This window comes from Bradyrhizobium diazoefficiens USDA 110, from assembly GCF_000011365.1.
Lineage (GTDB): Bacteria > Pseudomonadota > Alphaproteobacteria > Rhizobiales > Xanthobacteraceae > Bradyrhizobium > Bradyrhizobium diazoefficiens.
Genome location: NC_004463.1, coordinates 7,972,055 through 7,986,397 on the forward strand (window position 1 = coordinate 7,972,055; position 14,343 = coordinate 7,986,397).

General features: G+C 66.0%; 13 protein-coding genes. 8 read left to right on the forward strand and 5 right to left on the reverse strand.

All coding sequences use genetic code 11. The features are described from left to right. Positions 1-21: 21 nt before the first annotated feature. Complete coding sequence (mdlC, locus tag BJA_RS36755; protein WP_011089983.1) at positions 22-1,644, forward strand: benzoylformate decarboxylase; 1,623 nt, start codon at positions 22-24, stop codon at positions 1,642-1,644. 191 nt (positions 1,645-1,835) lie between these two features. Here mdlC and BJA_RS36760 read toward each other — a convergent pair whose 3' ends face one another. Continuing rightward, positions 1,836-2,612 carry an SDR family NAD(P)-dependent oxidoreductase gene (locus BJA_RS36760; RefSeq protein ID WP_011089984.1) on the reverse strand — a complete coding sequence of 259 codons (777 nt, stop codon included), beginning with the start codon at positions 2,610-2,612 and terminating at the stop codon, positions 1,836-1,838. 75 nt (positions 2,613-2,687) lie between these two features. Between BJA_RS36760 and BJA_RS36765 the strand changes: the two genes are divergently transcribed. Continuing rightward, positions 2,688-3,149, forward strand: coding sequence for a MarR family winged helix-turn-helix transcriptional regulator (locus BJA_RS36765; RefSeq protein ID WP_162494156.1), 462 nt, complete (start codon positions 2,688-2,690; stop codon positions 3,147-3,149). 186 nt (positions 3,150-3,335) lie between these two features. On the opposite strand, the gene BJA_RS36770 is transcribed toward BJA_RS36765, so the two are convergent. Both BJA_RS36770 and trhA read right to left on the reverse strand, forming a co-directional pair. Next, positions 3,336-4,130, reverse strand: coding sequence for an SDR family oxidoreductase (locus BJA_RS36770; protein ID WP_011089986.1), 795 nt, complete (start codon positions 4,128-4,130; stop codon positions 3,336-3,338). A 66-nt stretch (positions 4,131-4,196) separates the two neighbouring features. After that, positions 4,197-4,892: a PAQR family membrane homeostasis protein TrhA gene (gene trhA / locus BJA_RS36775; RefSeq protein WP_011089987.1), complete on the reverse strand. Its 696-nt coding sequence runs from the start codon at positions 4,890-4,892 to the stop codon at positions 4,197-4,199. Between the two features lie 179 nt (positions 4,893-5,071). Between trhA and BJA_RS36780 the strand changes: the two genes are divergently transcribed. Together BJA_RS36780 and BJA_RS36785 are read left to right on the forward strand one after the other, a co-directional pair. Further along, positions 5,072-6,541 (forward strand): YcjX family protein, encoded by a 1,470-nt coding sequence (locus BJA_RS36780; RefSeq protein WP_011089988.1) that lies wholly within the window; start codon positions 5,072-5,074, stop codon positions 6,539-6,541. Then, the gene (locus BJA_RS36785) at positions 6,538-7,569 is read left to right on the forward strand and encodes a YcjF family protein (RefSeq protein WP_011089989.1); all 1,032 of its coding nucleotides are present in this window, start codon (positions 6,538-6,540) and stop codon (positions 7,567-7,569) included. Before BJA_RS36780 ends, BJA_RS36785 begins: the two co-directional genes overlap by 4 nt. A gap of 114 nt (positions 7,570-7,683) precedes the next feature. On the opposite strand, the gene BJA_RS36790 is transcribed toward BJA_RS36785, so the two are convergent. Beyond that, positions 7,684-9,249 carry a glycosyltransferase family 39 protein gene (locus BJA_RS36790; protein WP_236842279.1) on the reverse strand — a complete coding sequence of 522 codons (1,566 nt, stop codon included), beginning with the start codon at positions 9,247-9,249 and terminating at the stop codon, positions 7,684-7,686. Positions 9,250-9,724: 475 nt separating this feature from the next. On the opposite strand from BJA_RS36790, the gene BJA_RS36795 reads away from it, so the two are divergent. The 4 genes from BJA_RS36795 to BJA_RS36810 all read left to right on the forward strand — a co-directional run bounded on the left by BJA_RS36795 (position 9,725) and on the right by BJA_RS36810 (position 13,700). Beyond that, positions 9,725-11,455, forward strand: coding sequence for an adenylate/guanylate cyclase domain-containing protein (locus BJA_RS36795; protein ID WP_011089991.1), 1,731 nt, complete (start codon positions 9,725-9,727; stop codon positions 11,453-11,455). A 326-nt stretch (positions 11,456-11,781) separates the two neighbouring features. Then, complete coding sequence (locus BJA_RS36800) at positions 11,782-12,981, forward strand: molybdopterin-dependent oxidoreductase (RefSeq protein ID WP_038965461.1); 1,200 nt, start codon at positions 11,782-11,784, stop codon at positions 12,979-12,981. Between the two features lie 12 nt (positions 12,982-12,993). Beyond that, on the forward strand, positions 12,994-13,302 hold the full coding sequence (locus BJA_RS36805; protein ID WP_028172935.1) for a sulfite:cytochrome C oxidoreductase subunit B: 309 nt from the start codon (positions 12,994-12,996) through the stop codon (positions 13,300-13,302). A gap of 197 nt (positions 13,303-13,499) precedes the next feature. Continuing rightward, positions 13,500-13,700 (forward strand): cold-shock protein, encoded by a 201-nt coding sequence (locus tag BJA_RS36810; RefSeq protein ID WP_008563500.1) that lies wholly within the window; start codon positions 13,500-13,502, stop codon positions 13,698-13,700. A 173-nt stretch (positions 13,701-13,873) separates the two neighbouring features. Here BJA_RS36810 and BJA_RS36815 read toward each other — a convergent pair whose 3' ends face one another. Continuing rightward, the gene (locus tag BJA_RS36815) at positions 13,874-14,335 is read right to left on the reverse strand and encodes an Lrp/AsnC ligand binding domain-containing protein (protein WP_011089995.1); all 462 of its coding nucleotides are present in this window, start codon (positions 14,333-14,335) and stop codon (positions 13,874-13,876) included. Positions 14,336-14,343 lie beyond the last annotated feature (8 nt).

Below are 14,343 nucleotides of genomic sequence, written 5' to 3' on the forward strand. Positions count from 1 at the left end.
AGGCACGCGGGAACGGAAACCATGTCCAAGAACGGCAAGACCGGCAGCAAGTCCGTCACCGTCAAGCAGGCCACGATCGACCTGCTGCGCGCCTTCGGCATCGACAGGGTGTTCGGCAATCCCGGCTCGACCGAACTGCCGTTCCTCAGCGACTGGCCCGACGACATCGACTACGTGCTGGCGCTCCAGGAAGCCTCCGCGGTCGGCATGGCCGATGGCTACGCGCAGGCGACGCGCAATGCCGGCTTCGTCAATCTGCATTCGGCGGCTGGCGTCGGCAACGCGCTCGGCAACATCTACACAGCACACCGCAACCAGACGCCGCTCGTGATCACCGCGGGCCAGCAGGCGCGCTCGATCCTGCCGCTCCAGGCGTTCCTCTATGCCGAGCGCGCGTCGGAGTTTCCGCGGCCCTACGTCAAATACAGCGTCGAGCCGGCGCGGCCCGAGGACGTGCCGGCCGCAATCGCGCGCGCCTATTACACCGCGATGCAGCCGCCCTGCGGGCCGACCTTCGTCTCGATCCCGATCGACGACTGGACGCATGCCACGGCGCCGGTCGAGGCGCGCAAGGTCAGCCGCGAGATCGGGCCCGAGCGGGAGGCGATGAAGGCGCTGGTCGCGGCGTTCGGTTCAGCCAAGCACCCTGCCCTCGTCGTCGGCCCCGGCGTCGACCGCGCCGGCGCGGTCGATCTGATGGTGCGCGTCGCCGAGAAGGCCAAGGCTTCCGTCTGGGTCAGCCCGTTCTCGGCGCGCTGCTCGTTCCCCGAGCGTCATCCGCAGTTCGCCGGCTTCCTGCACGCTTCACCCGCGCAGCTCTCCGACGCGCTGCGCGAGCACGATCTCGTCGTCGTGGTCGGCGCCCCCGTGTTCACCTTCCATGTCGAAGGGCATGCCGCGATCTTCGACGGCGGCGCGACGATCTTCCAGATCACGGATGATCCGGATGCCGCAGCCGTGACGCCGGTCGGCACCAGCATCGTCGCCACGATGAAGCCGGCGCTGAGCCTGCTGCTCGACCTGCTGCCGGAGAGCAAACGGGCGACGCCCAAAGGCCGCACGCTGCCGCCGGCGCCGCAGGCCGCCGATCCGCTGCCGGTCGAATTCCTGCTGCATTCGCTGGCGCAGGCGATGCCGGACGGCACATCGCTGGTCGAGGAGGTGCCCTCGCACCGGCCCGCGATGCAGAAGTTCATGCCGATGCTCGGCCAGGACAGTTTTTACACCATGTCGAGCGGCGGCCTCGGCTACTCGCTGCCGGCCGCGGTCGGCATGGCGCTCGGCAAGCCGAAGAGCCGCACCGTGTGCCTGATCGGCGACGGCTCGGCGATGTATTCGATCCAGGCGCTGTGGACCGCCGCGCAACGCAAGCTGCCGCTGACCGTCGTCGTCATCAACAATTCCGGCTACGGCGCGATGCGCTCGTTCAGCCAGGTGATGCAGGTGCGGAACGTGCCCGGGCTGGAGCTGCCGGGCATCGATTTCGTACGGCTTGCGGAGGGCATGGGCTGCCACGCGGTGCGGGTGAGCAGGGCGGCAGAGCTCGGCGAGACGCTGAAGCGCGGGATGGCGTTTGAGGGCACGAGCCTCGTCGAGGTCATCGTGGATTCGGCGGTGCCGGTGCTGTACGGGCAGAAGCATTAGGGACGCGCGCGATATCCACATCGTCGTCCCGGCGAAGGCCGGGGCCCATACCCACAAGCAGGAGTTTGGCGAGGACTCGTAGTGGGAGTGTCGCACCATAACTCCTTCCTGGGGTTATGGGTCCCGGCCCCCGTGCGCAATTGCGCACTAGGCCGGGACGACACCAAATTTGTCGCGTCACCACCGCAAGGCTACGACGCCAAGAATCCTCCGTCCGCGGCCAGCACGTGCCCGACCACGTAGGACGCGGCGTCGGACGATAGCCACACCACCGCTTCCGCCACCTCCTCCGGGCTCCCCATCCGCCGCAACGGCAGGCCTGCGGCTACCGTCGCGACGTCGCCGACGCCGGCACGCAGCATCATGTCGGTGACGACGCGGCCGGGGGCGATGGCGTTGATGCGGATGCCGCGCGGGGCGTTCTCCATGGCGGCTGAGCGCGTCAGCGAGATCGCCGCGGCTTTCGAGGCCGAATAGAGCGAGAAGCCGGGATTGGGATTGCGCACGCCGCTGACGGAGGCATTGACGACGATGCTGCCGCGGCCTTGCGCCAGCATCGCCGGCAATTGATGGCGCAGGCACAGGAACAGCGCGCGGACATTGGTGTCGAACACGCTGTCGTAGATCTCCGTGCCCTGCTCTTCCAGCGGCGCGCGGCGCTCCTGGAAGCCGGCATTGTTGAAGGCAACATCGAGCCGGCCGCAACGCTCGACGGCGATTCCGACGAGGCGCGCGACGTCGTCCTCGCGCGTGATGTCGGTCTTGAGCGCGATCGCGGCCGCGCCGATCTCGCGGCACGCCGCGGCGGTCGCCTCGATCTCGGCTTCGCGCCGGCCCGCAATGATGAGCGCTTCCGCGCCTTCGGACGCCATCCGTAGCGCGGTGGCGCGGCCGATGCCGCTGCCGCCGCCCGTCACCAGGCAGACCCTGCCCCTCATCCGCTGACCAGCCGGCAAAGTTCCGCTCATGGGCAACTCCAAAACGCTTGCGCGCGCCGCTGCACGCATATAGTTGTATGATACAACTATATGCTGGGAGTCAAGATGGCCGGGCTTTCGCTGATCGACGACATCCGCGCCGCCTCGCGCCTGATGGTGCGCGAGCTCGGCTTCATGGATGCGACGGTGGCGGCGTCGGACTATCCGCCCTCAGCCGTGCATACCATTCTGGAGATCGGCATCCGCGGGCTGATGACCTCGGGCGAGCTCGGCGATTTCCTGCGGCTGGAAAAATCCAGCGTCAGCCGCCTGGTGCGCAAGCTGATCGATTGCGGGGAACTGAAGGAGACGCCTGACGAGCTAGACGCACGCAGCAAGCTGCTGTCGCTGACGGCCAAGGGCCGGCGCACGCTGGAGGCGCTGCATGAATTCGGACGGCAGCAGGTGCGCGGCGCACTGGCGGCATTGACGGAGGCCGAGCAGCGCACGGTGCGCGAGGGCATGATGCTCTATGCCCGGGCGTTGCGGCAGAGCCGGGTGGAGGGTGAGGCGGAGACGGCAGCGTGAGGTCCGTAGCCCGGATGAAGCGGAGCGCAATCCGGGGCTTCTCACAACGCGGAAAGACTGTCCCGGATTACGCTTCGCTCCATCCGGGCTACGACACTGTCATTCCGGGGCGGTGCGAAGCATCGAACCCGGAATCTCGAGATCCCGGGTTCGGTCCTACGGACCGCCCCGGGATGACCTAACGGGTCACTTCCCGAACTCTTCCCGCATCTTCGCCTGGATCTTCGCCATGCCGCCGATCCAGCGGTCGTAGTTCTCGGTCTTCTTGCGCATGTAGCCGAGCACCTGGGGGTGCGGCAGGATCAGGAATGTTTCCTGCGCCAGGCCCGCGAGCACGTCACTTGCGACCTGCTCGGGCGTGAGATCGCCGTCGCCGGATTGCGGGCCCTTCGGGATCGAGCGCAGCATGTTGGTGTCGACGCCCTGCGGGCAGAGGATCGAGACCTTGATGTTGTCGGCCTTGTGCGAGATCGCGAGGTTCTCGGCAAAGCCGACCGCGGCGTGCTTGGTGGTGGAATAGGCGGGGCTGCCGACCTGCGACAGCAGGCCCGCGGCCGAGATGGTGTTGAGGAAATAGCCGCCGCCCCGCGCCTTCATCCGCGGGACCAGATGCCGGGCCGCGTAGACATGCGCCATGACGTGGATCGCCCAGCTCCGCTGCCACGGCTCGTCGGAGGCGCCGCCGGCATTGACCGACATGGGATCGAAACCGCCGCCGATACCGGCATTGGAGCAGAACAATTCGATCGGGCCGAACTGCCGCTCGGTCTCCTCGATGACGTGGGCGATCTCTTTTTCCTGCGCGACGTCGCATCTGAAGGCTGCGCCATCGACCATGGCAGCGACTGCCCTGGCGTTGGCGGCGTCCATGTCCGCGACGACGACCTTGGCGGCGCCCGCCTTGTGAAACGCCTCGCACAGCGCCTTGCCGATGCCGTTTGCGCCGCCCGTGACGACCACGACCTTGCCGGTCACCTGCATGCGACGTCTCCTCTTGTCTTGTACCGCTCTTATACCGCTTCGCTTATTCCGCGTCGCGGATCCTGCTCAGCTCAACACGAGGTCGAGCACCGCGGTATAATGGCACGCCGCACCGGCCAAGACAAAGCCGTGCCAGATCGCATTCTGGAAGCGCAGCCGCCGCCAGGCATGGAAGATCACGCCGAAGCTGTAGAGCAGCCCGCCCGCAAGTATGAAGCCTAGCACCAGCGCGGGCAGCGCCTTGACCACGGCGTCGTAGAGCATCACGCCGCTCCAGCCCATCGCGAGGTAGATGCCGACCGCGACGCGGTCGAACCGGCCGGGATAGCGCAGCTTCAGCACGATACCGACGATCGCCACGCACCAGACGCAGACGAGCAGCGCCAGCGCGAAGACGCTGGCTTTCAGCTCCAGGATGAACGGCGTGTAGGTCGCGGCGATCAGGAGATAGATCGCCGAATGGTCGAAGCGCCGCAGCAGCCATTTGACCGGCGAGACCGGCCAGAGATTATAGGTCGCCGACAGCACCAGCATCGAGAGCAGGCCGGCGACATAGATCGAGACCCCGACGATGTCGGTGGCGTCGGCATAAAGCACCGCAAGCACCACCAGAACGGTCGCGGCGACGGTACCGGAGAACACACCAACCGCATGGATGATCCCGTCGGCGATCAGCTCGGCCCGGTCGTAGTTCCAGCCGATCGCGTCGGCTGCAGCATGGACGGAGGTGGATGCAAACTGTTTCAATTGGAAGACGGTCATGGCAATCCGCAAGGCAAGACAATGCCCTTGTTGTATGGGTCTTTCGGGATCGGCGCGTCGTTCAAACGGCTGATTTACCGACAAAGGCGGTGGAAGTATGAAGCTTGATTTTCCTCATGCAATTGCCACCTTTGTGAACAGCTTCACTTTTCCGCCCGCCGAGATCCCCTAACGTTCACATGGCATTCAGTTTCCAGGATATGGTCGAAGAGGCGCGCCTGTCGGCCCGGGCGCTGATCGACTATGGCGAGCACTTCTTCAATCCGACGGTGCGGCTCGGGGTCACCGGCCTGTCGCGGGCCGGCAAGACGGTGTTCATCACCGCGCTGATCCATGGGCTGACGCGCGGCGGCCGGTTTCCGGTATTCGAAGCCTATGCCTCGGGCCGGATCGCGCGGGCGCACCTCGCGCCGCAGCCGGACGATGCCGTGCCGCGCTTTGCCTATGAGACCCATCTGCGCGCGCTGGTCGAGGAACGGCACTGGCCGAATTCGACCGTCGACATCAGCGAGCTTCGCCTCGTCGTCGACTACCAGCGCCACAACGGCGCCGATCGCACCCTGACGCTCGATATCGTCGACTATCCCGGCGAGTGGCTGCTCGACCTGCCGCTGCTGCAAAAGAGCTACGAGCAATGGTCGGCGGAGAGTCTTGCGCTCTCGCGCGAGGCGCCACGCGCGCATCTTGCCGCCGGCTGGCACGCGCATCTTGCCACGCTCAAGCCTGACGCGCGCGAGGACGAGCAGGCGACACTGACAGCCGCAAAGCTCTTCACCGATTATTTGCGCGCGTGCCGCGAAGAACGCTTTGCCATGAGCCTGCTGCCGCCCGGCCGCTTCCTGATGCCCGGCAATCTCGCAGGCTCCCCGGCGCTGACCTTCGCGCCGCTCGACGTGCCCGTCGGCGGCCAGGCGCCGGACGGCTCGCTGTGGGCGATGATGGTGCGCCGCTTCGAAGCCTACAAAGACGTCGTGGTGCGTCCTTTCTTCCGCGATCACTTTGCGCGCCTCGATCGCCAGATCGTGCTGGCCGATGCGCTCTCCGCGTTCAACTCCGGACCCGAGGCGCTGCACGATCTCGAAGCCGCGCTCGCCGGCATTCTCGACTGCTTCAACATCGGCCGCAGCACCTTCCTCACCAGCCTGTTTCGGCCGCGCATCGACCGCATCCTGTTCGCGGCGACCAAGGCGGACCACCTGCATCATTCCAGCCACGACCGTCTCGAGGCCGCGCTCCGCCGCGCCGTGACGCAGGCGGTGGCGCGCGCGGAAAATACCGGCGCGCAGATCGACGTGGTGGCGCTCGCCGCGGTGCGCGCCACGCGCGAGGCGCAGGTCGCCCACGGCCGCGACAAATTGCCGTCGATCCTGGGAACACCGGCGGCGGGCGAAAGCGCCGGCGGCGAGTTCTTCGACGGCAACACGGAGGTTGCGACCTTTCCCGGCGACCTGCCCCTGGATCCCGAGCCGCTGTTCAACGGCACGGATGCCTTCCGCGGCCTCTCGACCGAGGCCGCCGAGAAGAGCGACTTCCGCTTCCTGCGCTTCCGCCCGCCAAAGCTCGCGCGCGAGGGTGACGACGAGCCGGCGCTGCCACACATCCGCCTCGACCGTGCCTTGCAGTTCCTGATCGGAGACAAGCTCTCATGAACGAGCGATCCCCGCCGCGGCGGCCGGCGACGTTCCGGCTCGACGATCCCGGCGTCGTCGTCACCGAAGCCGACGAGACGGCGCGGCTCGGCCGCGGCACCATCCAGATCACGCCGGAGCACGATCCAGCGACATTGCCGGTGCCGATTGAAGCCGTGCTGCCCGCACGACGCGGCCTCCCCTGGGGCGCGCTGTTCTGGTCCGGCCTTGCCGGGCTGACGCTGCTCGGCGTCGGGCTCGGCGTGGTTCATCTGATCGAGGATTTGTTTGCGCGCAGCGAAAGCCTCGGCTTCGTCGGGCTCGCCTTCGCATTCGTCACTGCGCTTGCGCTCGCGGTGGTGATCGGGCGCGAGGCGTATGGACTGGCGCGCCTCGCGACGATCGAGAAACTGCATCAGCGCGCAGCCGCAGTCCTTGCCAGCGACGACCGCAAGGAGAGCCGCGTCATCGTGCAGGACCTCCTGAAGATCGCGCACCAGAATCCGCAGCTCGCACGCGCCCGCGCCACGCTGGAGAGCCACACCGGCGAGATCATCGACGGCGCCGACATGATCCGCCTCGCCGAGCGTGAATTGATGTCGCCGCTGGATGCGGAGGCGCGACGGCTGGTGTCGTCAGCCGCGCAAAAGGTCTCGATCGTCACGGCCGTTTCGCCCCGCGCGGCGATCGACGTGATGTTCGTGTTCGTCGCCGCGCTGCGTCTGATCCGCCAGCTTGCGTACCTCTATGGCGGACGGCCCGGCGCGCTCGGCATGATCCGCCTGCTCCGCCACGTCATCGCCCATCTCGCCATCACCGGCGGCATGGCCGCGAGCGACAGCCTGGTGCAGCAGATGCTGGGCCACGGGATTGCAGCGAAGCTGTCGCAACGGCTGGGCGAAGGCGTACTCAACGGATTGCTGACGGCGCGGCTCGGATTGGCCGCGATCGAGGTGACACGCCCGCTGCCCTTCGCGGCGCTGCCGCCGCCGAAGCTGTCGGATCTCGCGACGGATCTGCTGCGGAAGAAAGAGGACGAGGAGGAGTAGCTTCTTCGCCTCTCCCCGCTTGCGGGGAGAGGCCGGAGCGCATCGCCAGATGCGATCCGGGTGAGGGGGACTCTCCGCGAGTCCAACTGTCACCTCCCCCGCGGAGACTCCCCCTCACCCCAACCCTCTCAGCGCGAGCGAAGCTCGTCGCGCATCGGCCTTCGCCAAGGCTTCGGCGGACAAGAGCGGGGAGAGGGAGAGGAAAGCCAGCACCCGCCACTGGAACAGCGGCGAATCCTTCGGCGGGGACAGCTCCGGGGTCCAGCCGGTGAGCTTTTCAAGCACGTAGGTATCAGTCAGAACACCGCGCCAGCGGCGTTCGACCCGACCGAGCTGCTCGCGCTTCGCGGGAATGTTCTCCCACAGCGATAAACGATTGTCGGGCTCGCGCCCGACATAGATGCCGGAATGTCCCTTGATCCGATCGATGCCGGGATCGCGGAAATCCTGGAAGCGGCCGCGCTCGTTGATCTCGATGACAGGCACGCGGCCCCTGAACAGCCAGCGCATCATAGCATAGGTGCGGTAGTCCGTGGTCGCGATCCAGGTCGCGCCGGTCTCGTCCAGCGCAGCCTGCGCGCGCGCTGCAACCTGCTCGTAGCCGGCTTCAGCGCCGATCGGATCGATCTTGCCGAGGAAATTCCAGGGCGCGGCGACGTAGTAGAGGAACAAGATGACGACGAAGGCGATGCCCGAGACGATCGCCGTATTTGCCCAGAACAGGCTCGACCGGATCATCCGCGCCGACCATTTTTCACGCGGCAGCATGACGAGGTTCACCGCGGCCGCGGCGAAGCCGACCGGCCACATGAACATCGGCCAGGTGTCGCCGACCCGGAGCGTCAGCGATTTCGCGAGGAAATAGAGGAACGGCACCAGCACCGCGGTGGACAGCAGGATCGCGACCGGCTCGCGCGTGCGATAGGCGCGCCATGCCGTGATCACGAGGCCCGACAGTACCACCGGGAACATGACGAAGCCGACGAGACCGAATTGCAGGCCGATGTAGTCACCGACGGTGCGGAGCGAGATGCCGTAATTGGCGGTGGCGCGCACGCCCTGGAACCGGAACGAGGCCCAGTCGTGCTGCGCATTCCAGATCAGCACCGGCGAGAACACGGCGATCGCAACCAGCGCGGCCAGATAAGGGTAAGGACTGCGCAGCCAGCGCCAGCGCCAATCCGGCACGAGAAGAAAAGCGGCCACCGCCGGCGCGAACATGATCACGGTGAATTTCGACAGCATCGCCAGCCCGGCGAACAGGCCGGCCGCCAGCCACCAGCGTCCATCATCGCTCTGCGCCAGCCGCACCAGCGACCAGATCATCGCGACCGCGAACGGGATCATCGCGACGTCGGGGGCGACCTTGGCCATCAAGAGGCCGTAGTAGAGCGCAGCCTCCGGCATCAGCACCGCCAACACGACCGCACGCGCATCATGGGTGAGGCGGCGGACGATGTCGGCGAGCAGGAGTTGCGTCACCAACATCGCGACGATGCCGCCGAAGCGGACGCCGCGCGCGGTGTCACCGAAGATCGCGGTGCCGAAACGGATGAGCCAGGCGATGCCCGGGGGATGATCGAGGAAGCTGAGCGCCGCCTCCTTCGACCAGGTCCAGTAATAGGCCTCGTCGGTGCGCAGCTCGATCGCGGAGGCGTAGACGATGCGCAGCAGCGTCATCGCGGCGATGACGAGCACGGCAGCAAGGATGAGACGGCGTTCGGCGCCGTCTGGCTTCGCGGAGATGTCGGGAGCGATCGTCACGGCCGCGCTTTTCCCCGACTTGGGAGGGGGAGTCAATGTGGGGGGATATTGCCGCCATCTGCCGTCGTCCCGGACCAACGAGCGAAGCGAGTGCAGATCCGGGACCCATACCCACAGGGAGGGGTTTGGCGAAGACCCGGAGTTACCAGCCTGCCCGCAACTACTCCCTGTGGTATCGCGACGAGCGCAAGCGCTCGCGCGGGGGTCCCGGATCGGCGCGCGCCTGTGGGCGCGCTTGTCCGGGACGACAGCGGAGGCTGACCGCGGCAGCGCGCCTTTGCCCACCCTACGGTTTCGTAACCTTGCCGCGCATGTGATCCCGAAAACTGTCCACCGCTGGAATTAAACGCTAGGCTGGCTGTTCTCCTTCATGAACTGATACAACCGAATCATGGCCACCGCTCCTGTCCACATGCCCGAACTCGTCCGCGCGACCAGCGTGCGGCAGGTGCGGCTTGTCTGCGGCGTCATCCTGTTCTCCTATGTGATCAGCCATTTCCTCAACCATGCGCTCGGCAACGTCTCGGTCGATGCCATGGAGGTCGGGGTCTACTACCACACCGCATTCTGGCAGTTCCTGCCGGTCGCGATCGTGTTCTACGCCGCCGCGCTCACCCATATGGGGCTCGGCATCTATGCGCTGTATCAGCGGCGGCAGTTCCGCTGGCGAACGATCGAGCCGCTCCAGCTCGTGCTGGGCTTAAGCATCCCCGCCCTGGTCATGGCGCACGTGATCGGTGTGCGGCTCGGCCAGACGCTGTACGGACACCAAAAACTCTATCCGCAGGAACTCTACCTGTTCTTCGTCGCGTCGAACCGCATCTGGACCATGACGATCCTGCTGATCATCGCCTGGATCCACGGCTGTATCGGCATTTTTTTCTGGCTCCGCCTCAAGCCTTTCTTCACGCGCGCCGCGCCCTATCTGCTCGCGGCCGCAGTGCTGATCCCGACGCTGGCGCTGCTCGGCGTCTATCAGGGCGGCCGCAGCGTCGCGATCGAAGCCGACGACGGGGAATGGCGCACGCACAATCTCACCCGCCGCCAGGTCGGCACCGTCGCGGAAGCCGACACGCTCGACCGCATCACCGGCGGCCTCACCATCGGCTATGTTGGCCTGCTCGGACTGGCGCTGGCCGCACGCGGCGTGCGCGCCTTGCGCGAGCGGCGCGGCGGCATGATCGCGCTGTCCTACGGCAACGGCAAGACCGTGCGGGTCCCCAAGGGCCTCTCCGTGCTGGAAGCGAGCCTGCGCCACAATGTGCCGCATGCCAGCGTCTGCGGCGGCCGCGCCCGCTGCTCGACCTGCCGCATCCGCATCATCGGCGATCATGGCGCCCTGCCCGAGCCGTCACAGCGCGAGGCCTTCGTGCTCACCCGTGTCGGTGCCACCGACCCTTCGATCCGCCTCGCCTGCCAGCTGCGGCCGACGTCGGATCTCTCCTTCTTCCAGCTCTTCACGGCGCATACGCTCTCAGCGAGCGGGCAGGCCTCGACGCCCGCCAGGATCGGCCAGGAGCGCTATCTCGTCAGCCTGTTCGTGGACATGCGCGGCTCGACGCAGCTCGCCGAAAAGCGGCTGCCGTTCGACACCGTCTTCATCGTCAACCGCTTCCTCGGCGCGGTCTCGCAGGCCGTGGTCGAGAACGGCGGCCAGCCGAACCAGTTCGTCGGCGACGGCATGCTGGCGCTGTTCGGGCTGTCAGCCGATCCGCAAGAGGCCTGCCGGCAGGCGCTGAAAGCCGCCGCAGGCATCGCCACGCATATCGACGAGCTCAACGAGCTCCTGAGCCACGATCTGCGCCAGCCGATCCGCTTCGGCATCGGCATTCACGGCGGCGAGGTCATCATCGGCGACATCGGCTATCGCGATCACATCGTGTTCACGGCGCTGGGCGACGCCGTCAACGTCGCCGCCCGCCTCCAGGATATGACCAAGACGCTGGCCTGCGAGGCCATCGTCTCGGAGGAGGTCCGCCGCACCGCGGGCCTCGCCGACGACGCGCTGCCGCAGCAGGAGGTCGCGATCCGCGGCCGCGACGAGCCAATGGCCGTGCGCGTGGTTGCGGACGCCAGGGAGCTGGCGATGCTGGTCGATCGCGGCGCGCGGGTGGCGGCGTAAGACAACAACGAGCGCGGTGCGCTCCCTCTCCCGCTTGCGGGAGAGGGTTGGGGAGAGGGTGTCTCCGCAACGGGACAGTCCCCTAGAGGAAAGAGCCCTCACCCGCGCCTTCGGCGCGACCTCTCCCGCAAGCGGGAGAGGTGGAGCGCACCACCGTCGCGGCGACAGCTCGACTCTCATTACGAACGCAACACCGGCTTGCTGCAACGCAGCGGCATGGGCCTGCTGCGAAAGCACGAATTGACTTCATCGGCATCGTTGCGACAGATGAATGCAGGATCGCGGTGATGACCGCGAGCCAACGAAAAGCTCCGGGAGGGGACCAGATGTTCGATCGACGCGACCTGCTCAAGGGAGCGGGGCTTGCCGCCATGGCGGCCACACTGAATTCAACCAAAGCGCTGGCGCTGGACACCGTCACCCTGCCCTTCGCCAACGGCGAACGGCCGCTGGTGAAATATCCGCAGAAGCGGCCGATGATCGGCCTGACCAGCCGGCCGCCGCAACTCGAGACCCCGTTCGCGGTGTTCAACGACGGCCCGATCACGCCGAACAACGCATTCTTCGTGCGCTATCATCTCTCGGACCTGCCCTACAATCTCGACCCCGACAAGTTCACGCTCGAGATCAAGGGCAAGGTCGACAAGCTGCTCAAGCTGTCGCTCAAGGACATCCGCAAAATGAAGGCGACCGAGATCGTCGCCGTCAACCAGTGCTCCGGCAACAGCCGCGGCTTCTTCGAGCCGCGTGTCGCCGGCGGCCAGCTCGCCAACGGCGCGATGGGGAATGCACGCTGGCGCGGCGTGCCGCTGAAGACCGTGCTCGAGATGGCGGGCGTGCAGGCCGGTGCCAAGCAGGTCACGTTCAACGGCATGGACGGCCCGGCCAGCGACAAGACGCCTGACTTCGTCAAGGCGCTCGACATCGATCACGCCAGCGACGTCGAGGTGATGCTGGCCTACGGCATGAACGGCGAGGATCTGCCGTTCCTCAACGGCTTCCCGCTGCGCCTGATCGTGCCCGGCTATTACGGCACCTACTGGGTCAAGCACCTCAACGAGATCACCGTCATCGACAATGTCTATGACGGCTTCTGGATGAAGTCGGCCTATCGCATTCCTGATACCCCGAACAATGCAATCGAGCCGGGCACCACGCCGAAGGCGACGATCCCGATCAACCGTTTCACCATCCGCTCCTTCATCACCAGCGTGCCTGACGGCGCCAAGCTGAAGGCGGGAGCTACGACGCTGCGCGGCATCGCCTTCGACGGCGGCAAGGGCATCAAGGACGTCGCGGTCTCCACCGACGGCGGCAAGACCTGGACGAGCGCGAAGCTCGGCAAGGATCTCGGCAAATACTCCTTCCGCGAATGGAAGCTGCCGGTGAAGCTCGCGGCCGGCACCGTTGAGCTCAAGGTCCGCGCCACCGGCAACGGCGGCGAGACCCAACCGGATCAGCCGCGCTGGAACCCGGCGGGTTATTTGCGCAACGTCGTCGAAACCGTCCGCGTCAGCGTGGCCTGAGGGAGCATGATCATGCAGCGCACCGTTCTCCTCGCCATCTCGCTCGCTCTCGCCGCCGGCATCACTGCCGCGACTGCGGCGCCCGTCAATTACCAGCTGCCGGACGAGGTCGCCGCCTTCAAGCCCGGCCCCAATCTCGAGGTCGTGCAAGGCAATTGCAGCGCCTGCCACTCGGCCGACTACATCAACACGCAGCCGCCGATGAAGGACAAGAAGGGCTTCTGGCAGGCCGAGGTGACCAAGATGATCAAGGTCTATGGCGCACCGATCGACGATGCCGATGTCGGCAAGATCGTCGATTACCTGGCCGCGACGTATTGACGGAGCGCGGGCCAATTGACCGCGAAACGGGCAAAACCGGCAAAAACGCCGCGAAGTTGAGCGGAATTCGGCAAAAGGCTGATGTGGTTTGAGCTACCAAGCCTGCCACAATCCGCGTATCCTGTTAGGACCGAACCGGCCGGTTGGCGGGGACTGGCGGTTCGAGATCTTGGAGGAAGACCCGCGGAGAAGTCGTGATGGCTAAAGGTACGGTCAAGTGGTTCAACCCGACGAAGGGTTATGGATTTATCCAGCCTGCGTCGGGTGGCAAGGATGTGTTCGTGCATATCTCGGCAGTGCAGAAAGCCGGTCTGTCGACCCTCAACGAGGGACAGACGGTTGAATACGAAGAGATCGCAAACCGGGGCAAGACCTCCGCAGAAAACCTCAAAGTATAAGCCCGCCAGCGTTTCGCTGCCTCCCGGATCAAATCCGGGAGCGAGGCCAAGAAAATTTCAGAAGACGGCCAGTGCATTCGACGACGGGCGTTGCGACTGCACACGGATAGCTATTTTTCCCGCGAAGACCGCTCATTCAACGCCACGGCAATGACAATCGCGACGGCACTTCCCTAGCCCACCGGCAACGGTGCGTCGCGCTTGATCTCCTCCATCACCGCATAGGTCCGCGTCTCGCGCACGCCCGGCATCGACAGCAGGGTCTCGCCGAGGAAACGCCGATACGCTGTCATGTCCGCAAGCCGCGCCTTCACAAGATAGTCGAAGCCGCCGGCAACCATGTGACACTCCAGGACTTCCGGCGCGAGTTTCACCGCGCGCGCAAAGCGCTCGAAATTGTCGGGCGTCGTCTTGTCGAGCAGCACCTCGACGAACACCAGTAGCCCGAGGCCGAGCCGGTGCGGATTGAGTCGCGCGCCGTAGCCTTCGACAAAACCCTCGCGCTGCAAGCGCTTCAGCCGCTCGCCGATCGATGTCGGCGACAAGCCGATGCGTTCGGCGAGCTCGACATTGGCGATTCGCCCATCCTCCTGCAAAATCGAGAGGATTCTCCGGTCTAACCGATCAAGTTCCATATTTTATC